This is a genomic window from Comamonas sp. B-9 (assembly GCF_000410635.1).
In the GTDB taxonomy this organism is placed as follows: domain Bacteria; phylum Pseudomonadota; class Gammaproteobacteria; order Burkholderiales; family Burkholderiaceae_C; genus Comamonas.
Window position 1 is genome coordinate 2355 of sequence record NZ_KE148563.1, and the last position, 16184, is coordinate 18538.

16 protein-coding genes are annotated in these 16184 nt (G+C 60.5%); 7 read left to right on the forward strand and 9 right to left on the reverse strand.

The window, feature by feature from the left end:
• Positions 1-642 (reverse strand): AsmA family protein (locus tag H928_RS27305; RefSeq protein ID WP_373604918.1); only part of this gene is annotated, 642 nt, incomplete at its 3' end.
• Between the two features lie 121 nt (positions 643-763).
• Here H928_RS27305 and glnE point away from each other — a divergent pair.
• Complete coding sequence (gene glnE, locus H928_RS0111325; RefSeq protein WP_021026604.1) at positions 764-3499, forward strand: bifunctional [glutamate--ammonia ligase]-adenylyl-L-tyrosine phosphorylase/[glutamate--ammonia-ligase] adenylyltransferase; 2736 nt, start codon at positions 764-766, stop codon at positions 3497-3499.
• A gap of 515 nt (positions 3500-4014) precedes the next feature.
• Here the strand turns inward: glnE and H928_RS0111330 are convergent.
• Entirely contained in the window at positions 4015-4638 is a 624-nt protein-coding gene (locus H928_RS0111330) for a glutathione S-transferase family protein (RefSeq protein WP_021026605.1), read from the reverse strand.
• A 159-nt stretch (positions 4639-4797) separates the two neighbouring features.
• On the opposite strand from H928_RS0111330, the gene purB reads away from it, so the two are divergent.
• Both purB and H928_RS0111340 read left to right on the forward strand, forming a co-directional pair.
• Entirely contained in the window at positions 4798-6177 is a 1380-nt protein-coding gene (gene purB, locus H928_RS0111335; protein WP_021026606.1) for an adenylosuccinate lyase, read from the forward strand.
• Between the two features lie 136 nt (positions 6178-6313).
• Entirely contained in the window at positions 6314-6874 is a 561-nt protein-coding gene (locus H928_RS0111340) for a YaeQ family protein (RefSeq protein WP_021026607.1), read from the forward strand.
• Here H928_RS0111340 and H928_RS0111345 read toward each other — a convergent pair.
• On the reverse strand, positions 6858-7286 hold the full coding sequence (locus tag H928_RS0111345; RefSeq protein ID WP_021026608.1) for a DUF3717 domain-containing protein: 429 nt from the start codon (positions 7284-7286) through the stop codon (positions 6858-6860). The genes H928_RS0111340 and H928_RS0111345 overlap by 17 nt on opposite strands.
• 468 nt (positions 7287-7754) lie before the next feature.
• Here H928_RS0111345 and H928_RS0111350 point away from each other — a divergent pair, with 468 nt between their 5' ends.
• From H928_RS0111350 to H928_RS0111360, 3 genes are all read left to right on the forward strand, one after another.
• Complete coding sequence (locus tag H928_RS0111350; RefSeq protein ID WP_021026609.1) at positions 7755-8498, forward strand: TerC family protein; 744 nt, start codon at positions 7755-7757, stop codon at positions 8496-8498.
• Between the two features lie 67 nt (positions 8499-8565).
• Positions 8566-9006, forward strand: coding sequence for a hypothetical protein (locus H928_RS0111355; protein ID WP_021026610.1), 441 nt, complete (start codon positions 8566-8568; stop codon positions 9004-9006).
• Between the two features lie 127 nt (positions 9007-9133).
• Positions 9134-9490, forward strand: coding sequence for a phage holin family protein (locus H928_RS0111360; RefSeq protein ID WP_021026611.1), 357 nt, complete (start codon positions 9134-9136; stop codon positions 9488-9490).
• On the opposite strand, the gene H928_RS33245 is transcribed toward H928_RS0111360, so the two are convergent.
• Positions 9458-11152, reverse strand: coding sequence for a M48 family metalloprotease (locus H928_RS33245; protein ID WP_021026612.1), 1695 nt, complete (start codon positions 11150-11152; stop codon positions 9458-9460). The genes H928_RS0111360 and H928_RS33245 overlap by 33 nt on opposite strands.
• Before the next feature lie 201 nt (positions 11153-11353).
• Between H928_RS33245 and moaC the strand changes: the two genes are divergently transcribed.
• Positions 11354-11836, forward strand: a complete 483-nt coding sequence (gene moaC, locus H928_RS0111370; protein ID WP_027010837.1) for a cyclic pyranopterin monophosphate synthase MoaC — start codon at positions 11354-11356, stop codon at positions 11834-11836.
• 19 nt (positions 11837-11855) lie between these two features.
• Here the strand turns inward: moaC and H928_RS31535 are convergent, their stop codons facing one another.
• The 5 genes from H928_RS31535 to sucD form a co-directional block, all read right to left on the reverse strand.
• On the reverse strand, positions 11856-12602 hold the full coding sequence (locus tag H928_RS31535) for a hypothetical protein (protein ID WP_148293130.1): 747 nt from the start codon (positions 12600-12602) through the stop codon (positions 11856-11858).
• 91 nt (positions 12603-12693) lie between these two features.
• Positions 12694-13227 (reverse strand): pilin, encoded by a 534-nt coding sequence (locus tag H928_RS30775; RefSeq protein WP_027010838.1) that lies wholly within the window; start codon positions 13225-13227, stop codon positions 12694-12696.
• Positions 13228-13539: 312 nt separating this feature from the next.
• On the reverse strand, positions 13540-14220 hold the full coding sequence (locus H928_RS0111380) for an FHA domain-containing protein (protein WP_021026614.1): 681 nt from the start codon (positions 14218-14220) through the stop codon (positions 13540-13542).
• Positions 14221-14486: 266 nt separating this feature from the next.
• Positions 14487-15170, reverse strand: coding sequence for a TerC family protein (locus H928_RS0111385; RefSeq protein ID WP_021026615.1), 684 nt, complete (start codon positions 15168-15170; stop codon positions 14487-14489).
• 112 nt (positions 15171-15282) lie between these two features.
• Complete coding sequence (gene sucD, locus H928_RS0111390) at positions 15283-16179, reverse strand: succinate--CoA ligase subunit alpha (protein WP_021026616.1); 897 nt, start codon at positions 16177-16179, stop codon at positions 15283-15285.
• Between the last annotated feature and the right edge of the window lie 5 nt (positions 16180-16184).

Sequence of the window (16184 nt, forward strand, 5' to 3'; positions counted from 1 at the left end):
CTCCAGCGCATCACCCCAGTCCTCGGGCGGGCGCACACGCAATTGCCATTCATGGCGCAGGCCGGGGTTGCGCAGCAGCAGATGCACGTCGCTGAAGGTGACCGGCGGCAGACCGCGCTGCTGGTCATCCCAGGTGATGCTGCCGCCCTGCAGCAGCACTTCGCGCTGGCGAAACAGCCAGTCGGCGGCACTGCCGCTGTCCTGGTTCTGCGATGTTTCCACCAGCACACCGGCCACGCGCACACTGCCGTCAGCGGCGCGCTGCACCGTCAACTGCGGCGCGTTGATGACGATCTGCTCGGCCCGCAGTCGCAACAGTGACGGCACCGACAAGGCGACCTGGATCGTATCCAGGGTAAACCCGGCAGAGCCATCGGGCTGCGCGATGCGCAGGCCCTGCACCGCAATCGCAGGCACCAGGCCGTTGTTGCCATCGGCCTGCAGGCGGTCGATGCGCACCGGCACCCCCAGCGCCTGCGATAGCCTAGATTCCACTTGCGGGCGAAAGTCATTGATACGGGGCACAATCCACCAATGCAGCGCCGCCACGGCCATGGCCATCAGCAGCACCAAGCCCAGCAATAAGCCCAGCGACCATTGCACCAGCTTGGCAGCGAGCTTGAGCAATCGGGGCGCGCGCACAGTCAATCGAGTCCAATCAGTAAGGGGAAAGCGAAATTATGACCCGCGGCAAGTCCCTCGCTCGCGTTGCATATGTGAGCATTTGAACAGGTCTGCCGCAGGACATTGTCGATAAAGCGCTATGGCACACACGGATATCACGCCCCCGCAGGCCAGCCTGCCTCTGTCTGAGCATTCGCGCTTCGTCCAGCGCCTGCACCGCCGCTACGAGGGTTTGCTCGATCTGCTGCCCAGCGGCCCGCCCACGCATGCCACGATGGCCCCGACCCTGGCTGCACTGCAGGCCCAGGGCTATGCGCTGGGTGCCGCGCTGCGCATTCTTCGCCAGCTGGTGATGGAGCGCCTGGTGCACCTGGACTGCGACGAGCAGGCCGATCTGCAGACCATCACCCGGGGTGTGACCGAGCTGGCCGAGTTAGCGCTCGATGCCGCCTGCACCGCCGCCCGGGCCGAGCTGGACAGCCGCCATGGCGCCCCGCGTGACGCCGAAGGCAACCCGGTGCAGCTGTGGGTGATCGGCATGGGCAAGCTGGGCGCGCGCGAGCTCAATGTTTCCAGCGACATCGACCTGATCTATATCTACGAGCAAGAGGGCGAGACCCAGGGCCAGCCCGATGGCCGGGGCAAGCTCAGCAACCATGAGTACTTCATCCGCGCGATCAAGCTGATCTACCAGCTGATCGGCGAGACCACCGAGCACGGTTTTGTCTTCCGCGTGGACCTGATGCTGCGGCCCAATGGCAACTCCGGCCCGGCCGCCATCTCGGTCGCCGCACTGGAAGACTACCTGCAGACCCATGGCCGCGAATGGGAGCGTTTTGCCTGGCTCAAGAGCCGCATCGTGGCGCCACTGGCCGATATCCGCAGCCCCAATGTGCAGGCGCTGCGCGGCGCGGTGCTGCCCTTTGTGTTCCGCCGCTACCTGGACTACGCGGTCTTCGATTCGCTGCGCAGCCTGCACCGCCAGATCCGCGAGCATGCGGCCAAGCGCAGCGCGGGCCACCCCGAGCGCGCCAATGACGTCAAGCTCTCGCGCGGCGGCATCCGCGAGATCGAGTTCATCGTGCAGCTGCTGCAGGTGGTGCGGGGCGGCCAGTTTCCCGAGCTGCGCTGCCGCGCCACCCTGGAGGCCCTGCCCCGCCTGGAGCGCGCCAACCTGATGGCGCCCGAGACCGCGCAGGCCCTGGCCGAGGCCTATATCTTTCTGCGCAAGGTGGAGCACCGCATCCAGTACCTGGACGACCAGCAGACCCATGTGCTGCCCACGCGCGACGACGACCTGCGGTGGATGGCGCAGACCCTGGGCTATGACGACGAGTGCCGCTTCCTGCACCAGCTCGATGCGCACCGCGAGCTGGTCGCGCAGGAGTTTGACAAGCTGCTGGGCGGCAACGAGGCCTGCAAGAGCGGCCAATGCGGCGGCGCCAAGGGGGCCGCTGCCAGCGCGCCCGAGCTGGAGATCGTACTGCCCAAGCTGCCCGAGGCAGTGCGCGAGCGCGTGCTGCAGTGGCAGCGCAATCCCCGCTACAGCTACCTGAGCGATGCGGGCCTGGGGCGCCTGGTTCTGCTGCTGCAGCGCACGGCCCAGTGGCTCAGCCAGGGCCAGGTCAGCGAGATCGCCGCGGTGCGCCTGGCCGACTGGATGGAATCGCTGCTGCGCCGCGAAAGCTACCTTGCGATGCTGCAGGAGCGCCCGGCCGTGCATGAAAAACTGATGCACATGCTGGGCGCGGCCAAATGGCCGGCCCGCTATATGCTGCAGCACCCTGGCGTCATCGACGAGCTGGCCAGCGATGCGCTGATGCATGAGCGCTTCAACCCGCAGGAGTTTGAGGCGGATCTGGAGCGGCGCCGTGCCGCGCTGCAATCCACCGCCGAAGACGACGACGAGAACCTGCTGAACCTGCTGCGCCGCGCCCACCATGCCGAGACCTTCCGCACCTTGGCGCGCGACATCGAGCAGCAGATCACCGTCGAGCAAGTGGCCGATGACCTGTCGGCACTGGCCGATGCCGTGCTGCGCGTGACCACGCGCTGGTGCTGGGGCCGGCTCAAGAGCGCGCACCGCGCCGAGCCCCAGTTCGGCATCATCGGCTACGGCAAGCTCGGCGGCAAGGAGCTGGGCTACGGCAGCGACCTGGACATCGTCTTTGTCTTTGACGACGACGACGAGCGCGCACCCGAGGTCTATTCGGCCTTTGTGCGCAAGCTCATCAGCTGGCTCACCGTCAAGACCGGCGAAGGCGACCTGTTCGAGATCGACACCGCGCTGCGCCCCAACGGCAACTCCGGCCTGCTGGTCACCAGCTTTGACTCCTACGCCAACTACCAGCAGCAGCGCGGCAGCAACACCGCCTGGACCTGGGAGCACCAGGCGATGACACGCGCCCGCTTTGTGCTGGGCAGCCCTGCGCTGGCGGCCCGCTTTGATGCGGTGCGCGAAGCGGTGATCACCGCCCCGCGCGACGCGCCAGCGCTGCGCAGCGAGATCGCCACCATGCGCGAGCGCGTGCGCAGCGCACATGCGGTGCCCGCTGGCTTGTTCGATGTCAAGCACAGCGTGGGCGGCATGATGGATGTGGAGTTTGCCGTGCAGTACCTGGTTTTGCTGCATTCGGCTTGCAATTCCCAGTTGCGTCCCAACCTGGGCAACATCACCTTGTTGCGGCGTGCCGAAAGTGCCGGTTTGCTGCCCGATGGCATGGGTGAGGCGAGTGCGAATGCCTACCGCGCATTGCGCCGTGTGCAGCATTTGGCCAGGCTGAACGAGGCGCCCACCCAGGTGCCCGAGACAGCCTTGCTGGAAGAGCAGCAGACGGTGCGGGCGCTGTGGGCAACGGTGTTACAGACTGCATAGATCCTGCAAAAAGGCCGATGGAACTCGGGAATTCATAAGGGTTTATACTGCGTGATCACCCGTCGCTAGCATTCACTTACGCGCAACGGCATTCAAAACGATGTACTATCGCCTATCATTCAGCGATTAATTCGACGAATGATAACGTAATGAAACAAATTATTTATTTGTTTACAATACATTTATGGTGGCTGGCGGAAACTTAAAAACGCCCGCCCACTCTTTGAACCATGTAAAGGCGACAGACGCAGTTTTTACGGACCCTTTTTAATGTTGCGAAGTCTTTCAGGCCCAATTCGGCATGACTGCAAACCTGAAGTGCTTCTCCTCCCTCCCTCTCTATCATTCACTTCGGGACGCTTCGCAACTTTTTTTATACCCAGGCCCAGTCCAGACGACTGGGCCTTTTTTTTGCCTGCGCGCAGCCTGCCCGTGGCGGCAGGCTCGGGAGCCTCTCAGCCCTGAGCCAGCAGGTCGGAAGCGCCTCAGCGTTCAGGCTGCAGTTCGGGAGCGCCTCAGCCTTCAGGCTGCGTGGCCGCAAAGCTGGGCCGGGCTTCCAGGCGCTCCAGCAGCTGCGCCAGGTTGGGGTGGCGCGCTGCCCAATCCAGCTCGGGAAAGCGAAAGCGCAGCCAGGCCAGCGCGCAGCCCACGGCGATATCGGCCAGGCTGATGTGCACGCCCGTGCCGGCAAAATAGGTTTTCTGACCCAGACCGTTGCCCATGGCCTCCAGCCCCGCCCAGACCTTGCCCAGCTGGCGCTCCACCCAGGCGGGGCTGCGTTGCTCGGCCGAGCGGCCAGCAAAGGCATATTCCATGCGCGCCAGCACGGCGGCATCGAGCACACCATCGGCCATCGCCTCCCAGCTGCGCACTTCGGCGCGCTCGCGGCCCAGGCTGGGGATCAGCCGGCCCACGGGCGACAAGGTGTCCAGGTACTCAACGATGACCCGCGAATCAACCAGCACCGAGCCATCGTCCAGCACCAGGCAAGGCACCTTGCCCAGCGGGTTGACCGAGGCGATCGTGGCCCTGTCGCCCCAGACATCCAGGGTCTCCAGGCGGTAATCGAGTTTTTTCTCGGCCAGCACCACGCGCACCTTGCGCACATAGGGACTGGTCAGGCTTCCTAGCAATTTCATAGCTTCAGGCTCAGGCAGGTGGCGTCGATCCGGTCCGCAGGGACCTCCAAGCTGCCATGGGCATGGGGGGTCCGCGCGGGACATTTGCACCTCTCGATTGTAATTAGGCAAATCCAGACTGCAGCCGCGGCAAACGGCCCGCTTCTACAATAGCGGCCCATGAGCCTGTCTTCCCTTACCGCCCTTTCTCCGCTGGATGGCCGTTACGCCTCCAAACTGTCCACCCTGCGCCCGATCATGAGCGAATTTGGCTATATGCATCGCCGTGTCCAGGTGGAGATCACCTGGTTCATCGCGCTGTCCGATGCCGGTTTTGCCGAGTTCTCGCCACTGTCCGAGGGTGCACGCAGCTACCTGCACGGCCTGGTGAATCACTTCAGCGAAGCCGATGCCCAGGCGATCAAGGACATCGAGAAGACCACCAACCACGATGTCAAGGCGGTGGAGTACTGGATCAAGAGCAAGTTCGAGGCCCGCCCAGAGTTGCTCAAGGCGGCCGAGTTTGTGCACTTTGCCTGCACCAGCGAAGACATCAACAACACCAGCCATGCGCTGCAAATCCGCGCCGGCCGCGACCAGGTGATCCTGCCGGGCCTGGACCGCGTGGTGCTCAAGCTGCGCGAGATGGCGCACCAGTACGCCGCCGTGCCTATGCTCAGCCGCACCCATGGCCAGACCGCCAGCCCCACGACCGTGGGTAAGGAACTGGCCAACGTGGTGGTGCGCCTGCAAGCGGCGATGGACCGCATTGCCAACGTCAAGCTGCTGGCCAAGATGAACGGTGCCGTGGGCAACTACAACGCCCACCTGTCGGCCTGGCCCGAGTTCGACTGGGAGAGCTTCAGCAAGAACGTCGTGGAAAAGCACGAGCCCCAGGGCCTGGGCCTCACTTTCCAGCCCTACTCGATCCAGATCGAGCCGCATGACTACATGGCCGAGCTGTTCGACGGCATCGCCCGCGCCAACACCATCCTGATCGATCTCTCGCGCGACATCTGGGGCTATGTCTCGGTGGGCTACTTCAAGCAGCGCCTCAAGGCCGGCGAGATCGGCTCGTCGACGATGCCGCACAAGGTCAACCCGATCGACTTCGAAAACGCCGAAGGCAACCTGGGCCTGGCCAATGCACTGCTGCGCCATCTGTCGGAGAAGCTGCCGATCAGCCGCTGGCAGCGTGACCTGACCGACTCGACCGTGCTGCGCAACATCGGCGTGGCCACTGGTTATGCCGCACTGGCCTACACCTCGCTGATGACCGGCCTGAACAAGCTGGAGCTGAACGAAGAGCGCCTGGCCGAAGACCTGGACAATGCCTGGGAAGTGCTGGCCGAGCCGATCCAGACCGTCATGCGCCGCTATGGCGTGCAAGGCGCTTACGAAAAGCTCAAGGAAGTCACCCGTGGCAAGACGGTGCGCGCCGAAGACCTGCACCAGCTGATCCGCAGCCTGGAGATACCGCAGGCCGACAAGGAACGCCTGCTGGCCATGACCCCGGCCAGCTACATCGGCAAGGCCACCGAGCTGGCCCAGCGCGTTTAAGTACGCTCCCCCCAAGAGGCCAGGCGCTCCCTGGCCTCTTGTCTTTTTCCTCTCAGCACCCGACAGACCGCACAGCGACTGCCGGATGCGCCGGATTCACCCCCGAAGCCCAGGCTTCGTCACCAGACCCTGCCCCATGGCTATCAAATCCACGATCTACAAAGCCAATCTGTCGATTGCCGATATCGACCACAACTACTACGCCGACCACAACCTGACTCTGGCGCGCCACCCCAGCGAAACCGACGAGCGCATGATGGTGCGCCTGGTGGCGCTGGCCTTGAACGCCCACCAGTTGCAGGACCTGTGCAATGGCGACGGCACCTTGGGCTTTGGCGCCGGCCTGTCGGACCCAGACAACCCCGATGTGCACCTGACCGACTTCACCGGTGCCAAGCGCATCTGGATCGAAGTGGGCCAGCCCGAAGAAAAGCCGATCACCAAGGCCTGCAACAAGTCGGACCATATGCTGGTGTACTGCTTCAACCATGCAGCCGAGATCTGGTGGAAGGGCCTGGAAGGCAAGCTCGCGCGCCAGGAAAAGCTAGAGGTGTTCCGCCTGCCGACCGAGGTGTCCCAATCGCTGGCCGATCTGGCCGAGCGCAGCATGCAGCTGCAGGCCACCATCCAGGAAGGCCAGCTGACCCTGTCCAGCGACAAGGGCACCGTCTTTGTAGAGCCTATTCGCTGGAAGTGATGCCTCCTGCGGCACGCGCCCGCTCGGCATAGCGGTTGAAGCGCCAGGCCGTACCCTGCAGGCTGATGCGCCGCCACACCGCCCGCTTTTGCACGGGGCTGTATGCCAGCCAGTGCTGCACCTCGTCAAAGCTGCGGCCGCAGCCCTTGCAGACCGCATCGCCCTGGCTGGTGGAGCAGATGGCGATGCAGGGCGTATCCGGTGTGGTCTCCCACCAGGCCAGCCAGGCCTGCATGGCCACATCGCCCATCTCGCGCATGTCCACCCCATTGCTGCGCTGGTAGACCAGCCGCGCATAGACCTCGGCCAGCGCAGCCACCTGCGGCGCCAAGGATGCGCCAGGGCCACTGGGCGCGCGCTGGCGCCAGTGGTTGATGGCTGCTTCCAGATCGGTCAGGTGGATGAGTTCCATAGCTGCCATCGATGATAGCCCTGCGGCAGCGAAACCGCCAAGCGGCGATGCACCCCCACTTGTTCACAGCTTGTTATCCACAGGTGTGGGCAAACACAAACATGCGGGAATACTCTGTGCAGTGGCCCGGTCTTTGTCACCCCAAAGCGCTTGGTTTGTGTTCCAATACGCGCTGACGAAGGGGAGTAGCTCCCGTTGATGCCTTGCCAGCGGCAAGCGCAGAGACATGTAATGCGTCGTCAGTACGAAGCCTCACGGCTTCCGGCGCGTTAGGTTCATGGCCCACATGATCTGAGCAAGACCTTTGAAAACCATGGTGCCGCACCACAGGTCTTCGAAGCTACTGCCCGGCGGTTGGCCATCACGGCGCCAACGCTGAACCACGTCGCCTCCCTGACTTGTAACGACACCCCACTGGCTGGTCTGTGCATGGTGCATGGGCCGCTTTTTCAAAAATTAGGTGCTTACATGGACTTGGATTTTCTGACGCACGCGCCCTTCTGGATTGCACTGGGCCAAATCATCATCATCGACATCCTGCTGGGCGGTGATAACGCGGTGGTGATTGCCCTGGCATGCCGCAAGCTGCCCCCTGACCTGCGCCGCAAAGGCATCATCTTCGGTACCGCTGGCGCGATCATCTTGCGCGTCATCCTGATCGCGTTCGCGATGTTCCTGCTGGCGCTGCCGTTCCTGAAGTTTGTCGGCGCCATCTTGCTGTTCTGGATCGGCGTCAAGCTGCTGGTGCCTGAAGACGAAGACCATGGCAACATCCAAGGCAGCGACCGCCTGTTTGCTGCCATCAAGACCATCATCGTTGCCGACCTGGTGATGAGCGTGGACAACGTGATCGCCATTGCCGGCGCTGCGCAGAACGCCGGTGACGAGCACCACATGCTGCTCATCGTCCTGGGCCTGCTGATCTCGATCCCGATCATCGTCTGGGGCAGCCAGTTGGTCATCAAGCTGATGGAGCGCTTCCCGATGGTCATCACCGCCGGCGGCATGCTGCTGGGCTGGATCGCGGGCGGCATGCTGGTCTCTGACCCCGTGTTTGCCAACCCCGACAAGTGGACCTGGATGTTCAAGATCGACCAGAGCAAGACCCTGCACTACGCAGCCGCTGCGGCGGGCGCACTGGTCGTGCTGGTGCTCGGCAAATGGCTGGCCAGCAAAAAAGCCAAGGAACTCCCGGCGGCCAACGTACACTAAGCCCATACCCGCCCTCTACCACCACCGCTGGCAGCCCCACGCTGCCAGCTCCACTTAGGCCACTTGGATGAACGTAAAAATAGTCTTTGTAGATGATGCCGCCTTTGCCCTGCAGCGCTTGAACGAGTGCGCAACCATCAACGACGAGCACTGGGTGCTGGTGGCTTGCGCCCCCAAGATCACCCGCAGGGCCAGCCGCTGGGGCAATCGCAGCACCCTCGAAAAGTGGCGCAACAAGTGGGCCAAAAACCTGTTTGAGGGCCTGATCCCGCAAAGCACCCAGCTGCAGCGCGCCCGCGTCTCGACCCATATCTCGGAAGTGAGCGTGCAGCAAATGACCGCCCAGCTCCACGCCGAGTACCCCGAGGCCGAAGTGCTGGACTGGCGCCGCCCCAAGGCCATCTCCGAGCCACCATCGGCCGACTTTGTACCACGCCCTGCCAAGCTGGCAGGCTCGCTGCTGGGGATTTTGGGTATCTGCTTCAGCTTGGTGCTGGACGGCGCGTAAAGCCGTCAGCCCCACCACCCAACATAAAGCGCCTTCGGGCGCTTTTTTCATGGCTGGGCTCGTTAAACCACCCATCATTGGATGCCGGCCTATACACAGCGCGTCTGCCATCCGCTATGCTGGCGCCATGAAACTCATCCTCAAATGGCTGCTCTCCGCGGTCGCCCTGCTCTGTGTCGCCTACCTCTACAGTGGTGTGGAAATCCGCAGCTTTGGCGCGGCGTTGATTGCCGCGCTGCTGATAGGGCTGTGCAATGCGATAGTGCGCCCTGTGCTGATCGTGCTGACCCTGCCCGTCACCATCCTCACCTTGGGCCTGTTTATCTTTGTCATCAACGCGCTGATGTTCTGGGCCGCATCCGGCATCGCTGGCAGCGGCTTTGTGGTGCATGGCTTTTGGGCAGCGCTGATCGGCTCGGTGCTCTACTCCATCATCAGCCTGGTCATCGAATCACTTACGGGCCGCCTGCTCCTTGGCAAGTGATTGCATCTCGCGCAAGCGGGTGTCGATGATCGAAGCCTCGTAGTAGTCGTTGCGGTTCGGGCTGTTGCGCGCCATATCTTGGCCGGCGCGCAAGCGGTCTACCGCAGCGGCATAGTCATACTGCGCGGCCCGGCTCTCAGCCTCAGCACGGATGGCGCGCAGCGGCTGGTTCTGCTGGCGCAGCACCCAGGACAGCGCCAGCCAGGCCCCTGCATCCTTGGGCCACTGCACCACCAGGGTCTGCAGGCGGCTGCTGGTCTGGCGCAGTACCCCGTCATAGGCCGTCAAACCCGTGGCAGGCAGCTGTGCCAGGGCTTGCGCAGCCAGCACCAGCTCTGGCCGGTCACTGCTCTGGCCTGCATCATCCCCTACCACCGCCTTGACCTCCGGCAGCAACACATCGCGGCTGCTGTCCTGGATGCTCAGTGACTTGTCCGGGCCCTGTGTAATCACCGCTTCGTTGACCAGACCAGTCATCGCATTGCTGACCGTCACCGAGGTGCTGCCCGCCTTGCTGGCTGGGAGCTTGAGCGGCTGGATCTTGGCCAGCGCCGCCAACGCATCCTGCGGCTGCCGGTTGCGCAATGCCAGATCAGCACGCAGCAACTGCGCCTGGCGCATCGCATCCGGATAGGCCTGCACGGTGGCGTCCAGCTGGTCCAACGCAGCCAGCGCTTCGGCATGGCGCCCCAGCTGGTTTTGGGACATGGCGGCCAGATACCAGACACCTGCCCGCTGCTCCAAAGAGCGGTTGGCAAAATCGGCCGCCGTGGTCAGCTGCAGCCATTGGTGCAGCACCTGGGGCTCAGGCTTGGACAGCATGCGCGCCCGGGCCGACATCATCTGCGCCACCATGCCCGTGTCCTGCGGTTTGCGTGCAGCACCAGCGGGCAAGCGTGACTGCATGTCGGCAATGCGCTCCGTCGTCAGCGGGTGGGTACGCAAATACGGCCAGCTGCCATTGTCGTTCATGCGGTTGGCTTGCTGCAGCTTCTCGAACATGCTGACAAAACCCGCTTGCGAGTAGCCGGCAGGCGGCATCAGGCTCATGCCGGTACGGTCTGCCTCGCGCTCCATATCGCGTGAGAAGTTCAGCTGTGACTGGATGGTGGCGGCCGAACTGCCCACCATCAGCGCCTGGGCCGCAGCCGGGTTCTTGCTCGCGGCCAAGGCGCCCAGGATGATGCCGGCAATCATCACCGGCGTCATGCGCGACTGGCGCGCCAGCATGCGCGCAATATGGCGCTGGGTGATGTGGCTCATCTCGTGGGCCAGCACCGAGGCCAGCTCATCGCGGCTACCCACCACCCCCACCAGGCCGGTCTGCACGCCCATAAAACCACCAGGCAGTGCAAAAGCATTCACGGTGGCATCCTGGATCAGCATCACCTGCCAGGCAAAGCGCTCCTGCAATTCAGACGTCATGGTGCCGCGCTGGCGCGCAGCCAGCATCAGCTCCTGCCAGATGCCGTTGACATACTCATACAGAATCGCATCATCGAGAAACTGCGGATCGCGGTAGATCTCGCGCGCAATGTCATCGCCCAGGCGCCGCTCCTCGCTGGTGGTCATCTCGGCGCCCTCGCCCATCGCCGGCAGGCTGGTGTCGGCCCGCGCCTGCAGGGGGGCTAGCGCCGCCACCGAAGCCATATGGGCGGCCAACAGGGCGCATGCTGTGCGTTTAAAAAACCATGTATTCATTCAAAATTCCGTGCGGCAGCAGATGCTGAATCTGAATCAAGCCAGAGGGTGGCCAGAGCGGGCTCCTTGCCATCAAGCCTTCACCCCAACACGTATGATGAAGCACCACTGCACAAGTTGCATGCTGTATTGCCGCTTGTGACGTTGAACACGGAAAGCACCATGACTGAACTCACCCATTTCGACGCCCAGGGCCAGGCCCATATGGTCGATGTAGGCGCCAAGCCTAACACCCATCGCATTGCGATTGCGGAGGGTGTCATCACCATGCAGCCGGCCACCTTGGACATCATTGCCGCGGGCACCGCCAAAAAAGGCGATGTGCTGGGTATTGCGCGTATTGCCGGCATCATGGCGGCGAAGAAGACCAGTGAGCTGATACCGCTGTGCCACCCGATTGCGCTGACCAAGGTGGCGGTGGATTTTGAGCTGTTACCCGAAAAGAATGCGGTTCGCTGTGAAGTCAGAACCGAAACTGTTGGGCCTACTGGGGTGGAGATGGAAGCCTTGACCGCGGTGCAGGTCGCACTGCTGACTATTTATGACATGTGCAAGGCGGTGGATAAGGGGATGGTGATGGAAGGGGTTAGTTTACGGGAGAAGCATGGAGGAAAATCGCAGAATGCTGAAATCTCCGATATATAAACACCTTATCAAAAAGTCTTTACCTTAAAAAACCATCTACCGGAAGCGCATCCAGCCAAACCCCATTCTTATCAAAGACAGCAATCCACTCCAAATTTTTTGATGAAACCATCGGCAAATAAACCATTTCATCCTTACCCATATATATCCCCCCTCTCAGCGCGGAAAGTTTTTCTTTCTGATCCGCACTCATACTCATCAACGGACGCAGTGTCGACTGCAACTTGGCATCATTCCAATCCCAAGCTGACCATGTTTCTGGTCGCATAGCGGGAGAAACTCCTTGCAACGAAAATTCCAAGCTTTTAAGCTTATCAACTCCGTTACCTTCTATCCTCGAGTTGAACCAGCGGACACCCCACTTATCCAACTTAGAGGAATCACTTTTTTCAGAATTTTCTTCAAGAATTTCATTTCGAGCAACAACAACGACTCTATCCTGCTCAAAAACAAATGCCACGGGACGAGAAACATAAAGTGTATACAATCCATACACTAATGCCAGCGCCTGAATCATTGCAATCGCAGAAATATCTATAATCAACTCCCTGCGAGATTTATGAGGTGATGCGACTACCAATGTCAAAAGGGGCCCTGATACAACATCAACCATAAGAAGAATAGAATATATTCTCCATACACCCAAAATATTATCTGTCGGCCAAGGATAAATAAATTTAAAAATAAAGAACGCCGTAATACAGGCAACTACAATCGAAATATAAAAATGCCGGAATGCAAGCTTTAAAGAAAATTTGATACGCATTAAAACTATCTCGTCAACGCATAGATTAAAGAGTATTTTGAAAATAAAAAAAGGGGCAAAGCCCCTTTTTTATTTCCTTACGTCGTCAGTTTTAACGGCATTCTGCAGGAGCGTACTTTGCAGGAAGTGTACCAGCAACTACGCTTGCAAGACCACGACTGGTCGCAGTTTGATTAGAATCCGAAGCACAAGCCCAGTCAATAGCGCCCTTGGATGCAGCGGTAGGAGCTGCATTCTGCACGTTGGGCGTAAAAGTAATAGTCTGGGTATTCAATCCAGTTGGAATACCATTGCCTGCGGTTGCTTTGATTGCGACAGTGATATTCCATGGAGTATCAGTAGCAATAGTGACATCATCCACGAACTTTGACGAAGCTTCAGCCTTTTGATTTGGATTTGCCATGTAGGCAGTGGCAGCAGCGGTCAATCCTGCGGTGCCATCCGTCTGAAACGCTTCAGACATCAAACCTTTAGCAGAGCTGCCCGCAATGACGCCTTCCGAAATCTTCGTACGAATAGTGTAATCTTGATAAGCAGGCAGTGCGATAGCAGCCAAAATACCGATAATCGCCACAACGATCATCAGTTCGATCAGGGTGAAACCCTTTTGCATCTTATGCAGCATGTTGAATCCTCTCTATGTAACCAGTGATTAGGTAGCCTTGTCGAGCGACTTGGCGTGCATCACTTATTGCAAGTGCTGTGCCAACTTTTGGCGTCTACGCACCTCGCGGCCTCGACTGACAAAAATGCGGCGTTTTGTTAACTTATTGTGCAAGACGTTCATAAATGTCAGCAAGCCAAGATTTCTGCCATTTTTGTCACCCGATGAACGACTGTGCATGCTAAGAGCATGGGAAGCAGAAACAGAAACGGCACCCAAAGGTGCCGCAGCATTTGTGTAGGCCCTGTCTATGCAAGCCCAAGACCCAGAGCCCTAGGTCCAAAACTCATAAGCCATCCCCGCCAGCTCAATCCTGTCTCCCTTGTGCATCGACAGCCCTGCGCCATTGAGCGCCTGGCCGTTGAGCACCACATCGGCCGAGCCGTCAACCTTGGTGGCGATATAGCCCTTGCCGCGCTTGGTCAGTGCAGCGACGGCGATACCGGGGCGGCCGACGGTGGTGACGACCTTGGACAGAATGATGTCTTCGCTGGCGCCGCTGACGGCGCGCAGGTAGGGGCTGGGGGTGTAGGGCTGCTCTTCGGCAGGGGGGAAGTCGGCGGGGACCGTGGGGCTGTCTTCGCCGTGGTCGGCATGGGCGGGCTTGGCGGTCAGGCTGCCGGCTTCGCTGGCATGCATGTAATGGCTTTCGGGCACGAGAGAGTTCATCAAAAAGCGGATGCGGCATTTGCCGATGTCCAGCAGGTCGCCGCTTTGCAGCACCTGGCGGCGCACCTTCAAGCCGTTGACCTTGGTGCCATTGGTGCTGCCCAGGTCTTCGACGACAACGATGCCGATCTTCTTCTCATAGGTGAACGCCACATGCTCGCCGCTGACCGCCATGTCGGTCAGCACGATGTCGTTGGTGGAACGGCGCCCCAGGGTGGCCCTGGACTCCGTCAGCATGTAGTCCTGGATCACCACTCCATCTAATGAAACTATGAGTCTTGGCATATTGATAAACCTCGTCACGATTATATGCACATAAGCTATACAAATGACATTTTCGATACGCGGTTGACAAAGGATCACGATGTGTTGGGTGCTACCGGATTTTGGTTACGGGTTTACCCTTGATTCCTCTCAGAAGCTGATGCTGATCAATGCGTTGGCTGCTGCAGGCGCTGTTTCCTCTTGACGAAGCACCATCTCTGCAGCCCTGCGCAGAAATGCAAAAAGCGCCCGAAGGCGCTTTGTGTTGGGATGATGGCGTGAGCCGGTCAGTGCGCAGGCGCTGTATTGCGCTTTTGCAGCCACAGCCCCAGGCCCACCACCAGGGCGGCGCCCGCAGCGGCAGCCAGGTAGTGCAAGGAAGGGTTGGCTGCGACAAAGCCGTGCAGCAGCTTGTCATTCATGATGGTCTCGCCACCCACCCAGCCAATGAGGCCAGCGCCCAGAATCACGATGACCGGGAAGCGCTCCATCAGCTTGATCATCAAGGTGGAGCCAAAGACCACCAGCGGGATCGAAATCGCCAGGCCCAGGATCAGCAGCAGCATATTGCCGCCAGCAGCAGCCGCCACGGCAATCACGTTGTCCAGGCTCATCACCAGGTCGGCGATCAGGATGGTGCGGATGGCGGCCATCATCGTGCCGGTGCCCTTGCCCGCGCCCTCTTCTTCGTCATGGCTGGTGAGCAGTTGCAGGCCAATCCACAGCAGCAGGCAACCGCCAACGATCTGCAGGAAGGACAGCTCCAAGAGCTTGGCCGCCACCACGGTCAGCAAGATGCGCAGCACCACGGCGGCGCCGGAGCCGAACATGATGGCTTTTCGTTGTTGTTCAGGGGGCAGGGAGCGCGCTGCGAGCGCGATGACAACGGCGTTGTCGCCCGAGAGAATGATGTTGATCCAGATGATCTTGACCAGCCCGATCCAGAAGTCGGGATGATTGACGTAATCCATGTTGCGCTCCGTAGTTATGAATAAAGACGCCAGACCTGAACGATCTGGCGTCTTCTTTTTATGGAGTACGCAGTTTAGCGGGGCACGCAGCCCCTGGCATGCGTAATTTTGCTTACTTCAGCAGGCCTTGCAGCAGGCGGCCCATTTCGGATGGGTTGCGGGTGATGGTGAAACCGCACTCTTCCATGATGGCCAGCTTGGCATCTGCCGTGTCGGCGCCGCCGGAGATCAGCGCGCCAGCGTGGCCCATGCGCTTGCCGGGAGGGGCAGTCACACCAGCGATGAAGCCCACCACAGGCTTCTTCATGTTGGCCTTGCACCAGAGAGCGGCTTCAGCTTCGTCTGGACCGCCGATTTCGCCGATCATGATCACAGCGTCGGTGTTCGGGTCGTCGTTGAACGCCTTCATCACGTCGATGTGCTTGAGACCATTGATGGGGTCGCCACCGATACCGACAGCCGAAGACTGGCCAATGCCCAGTTCGGTCAGCTGTGCCACGGCTTCATAGGTCAGGGTGCCCGAACGGCTCACCACACCGATGCGGCCTGGCTTGTGGATGTGACCGGGCATGATGCCGATCTTGATTTCACCGGGGGTGATCAGGCCTGGGCAGTTGGGGCCCAGCAGCAAGGTCTTCTTGCCGCCAGCCGCTTCCTTGGCCTTCATCTTGTTGCGCACTTCCAGCATGTCGCGCACGGGGATGCCTTCGGTGATGCAGATGGCCAGGTCCAGGTCGGCTTCCACGGCTTCCCAGATCGCAGCAGCAGCGCCTGCAGGTGGCACATAGATCACGGACACGGTGGCACCGGTGTCCTTGGCAGCATCCTTGACCGAACCGTAGATAGGGATGTCGAAAATCTTTTCGCCAGCCTTCTTGGGGTTCACGCCAGCGACGAAGCAGTTCTTGCCGTTCGCGTATTCCTGGCACTTTTCAGTGTGGAACTGGCCGGTCTTGCCCGTGATGCCTTGGGTAATGACTTTGGTGTCTTTATTGATATAGATAGACATGTGTG

Excerpts from the sequence above, each read along its gene's own strand:
- glnE (WP_021026604.1), top strand. The coding sequence starts at position 764 with ATGGCACACACGGATATCACGCCCCCGCAGGCCAGCCTGCCTCTGTCT.
- H928_RS31535 (WP_148293130.1), bottom strand. The coding sequence starts at position 12,602 with ATGCGTATCAAATTTTCTTTAAAGCTTGCATTCCGGCATTTTTATATT.
- sucD (WP_021026616.1), bottom strand. The coding sequence starts at position 16,179 with ATGTCTATCTATATCAATAAAGACACCAAAGTCATTACCCAAGGCATC.
- H928_RS0111340 (WP_021026607.1), top strand. The coding sequence starts at position 6,314 with ATGGCTATCAAATCCACGATCTACAAAGCCAATCTGTCGATTGCCGAT.
- H928_RS0111345 (WP_021026608.1), bottom strand. The coding sequence starts at position 7,286 with ATGGAACTCATCCACCTGACCGATCTGGAAGCAGCCATCAACCACTGG.
- H928_RS0111350 (WP_021026609.1), top strand. The coding sequence starts at position 7,755 with ATGGACTTGGATTTTCTGACGCACGCGCCCTTCTGGATTGCACTGGGC.
- H928_RS0111360 (WP_021026611.1), top strand. The coding sequence starts at position 9,134 with ATGAAACTCATCCTCAAATGGCTGCTCTCCGCGGTCGCCCTGCTCTGT.
- H928_RS0111380 (WP_021026614.1), bottom strand. The coding sequence starts at position 14,220 with ATGCCAAGACTCATAGTTTCATTAGATGGAGTGGTGATCCAGGACTAC.
- purB (WP_021026606.1), top strand. The coding sequence starts at position 4,798 with ATGAGCCTGTCTTCCCTTACCGCCCTTTCTCCGCTGGATGGCCGTTAC.
- moaC (WP_027010837.1), top strand. The coding sequence starts at position 11,354 with ATGACTGAACTCACCCATTTCGACGCCCAGGGCCAGGCCCATATGGTC.
- H928_RS0111330 (WP_021026605.1), bottom strand. The coding sequence starts at position 4,638 with ATGAAATTGCTAGGAAGCCTGACCAGTCCCTATGTGCGCAAGGTGCGC.
- H928_RS0111385 (WP_021026615.1), bottom strand. The coding sequence starts at position 15,170 with ATGGATTACGTCAATCATCCCGACTTCTGGATCGGGCTGGTCAAGATC.
- H928_RS30775 (WP_027010838.1), bottom strand. The coding sequence starts at position 13,227 with ATGCTGCATAAGATGCAAAAGGGTTTCACCCTGATCGAACTGATGATC.
- H928_RS0111355 (WP_021026610.1), top strand. The coding sequence starts at position 8,566 with ATGAACGTAAAAATAGTCTTTGTAGATGATGCCGCCTTTGCCCTGCAG.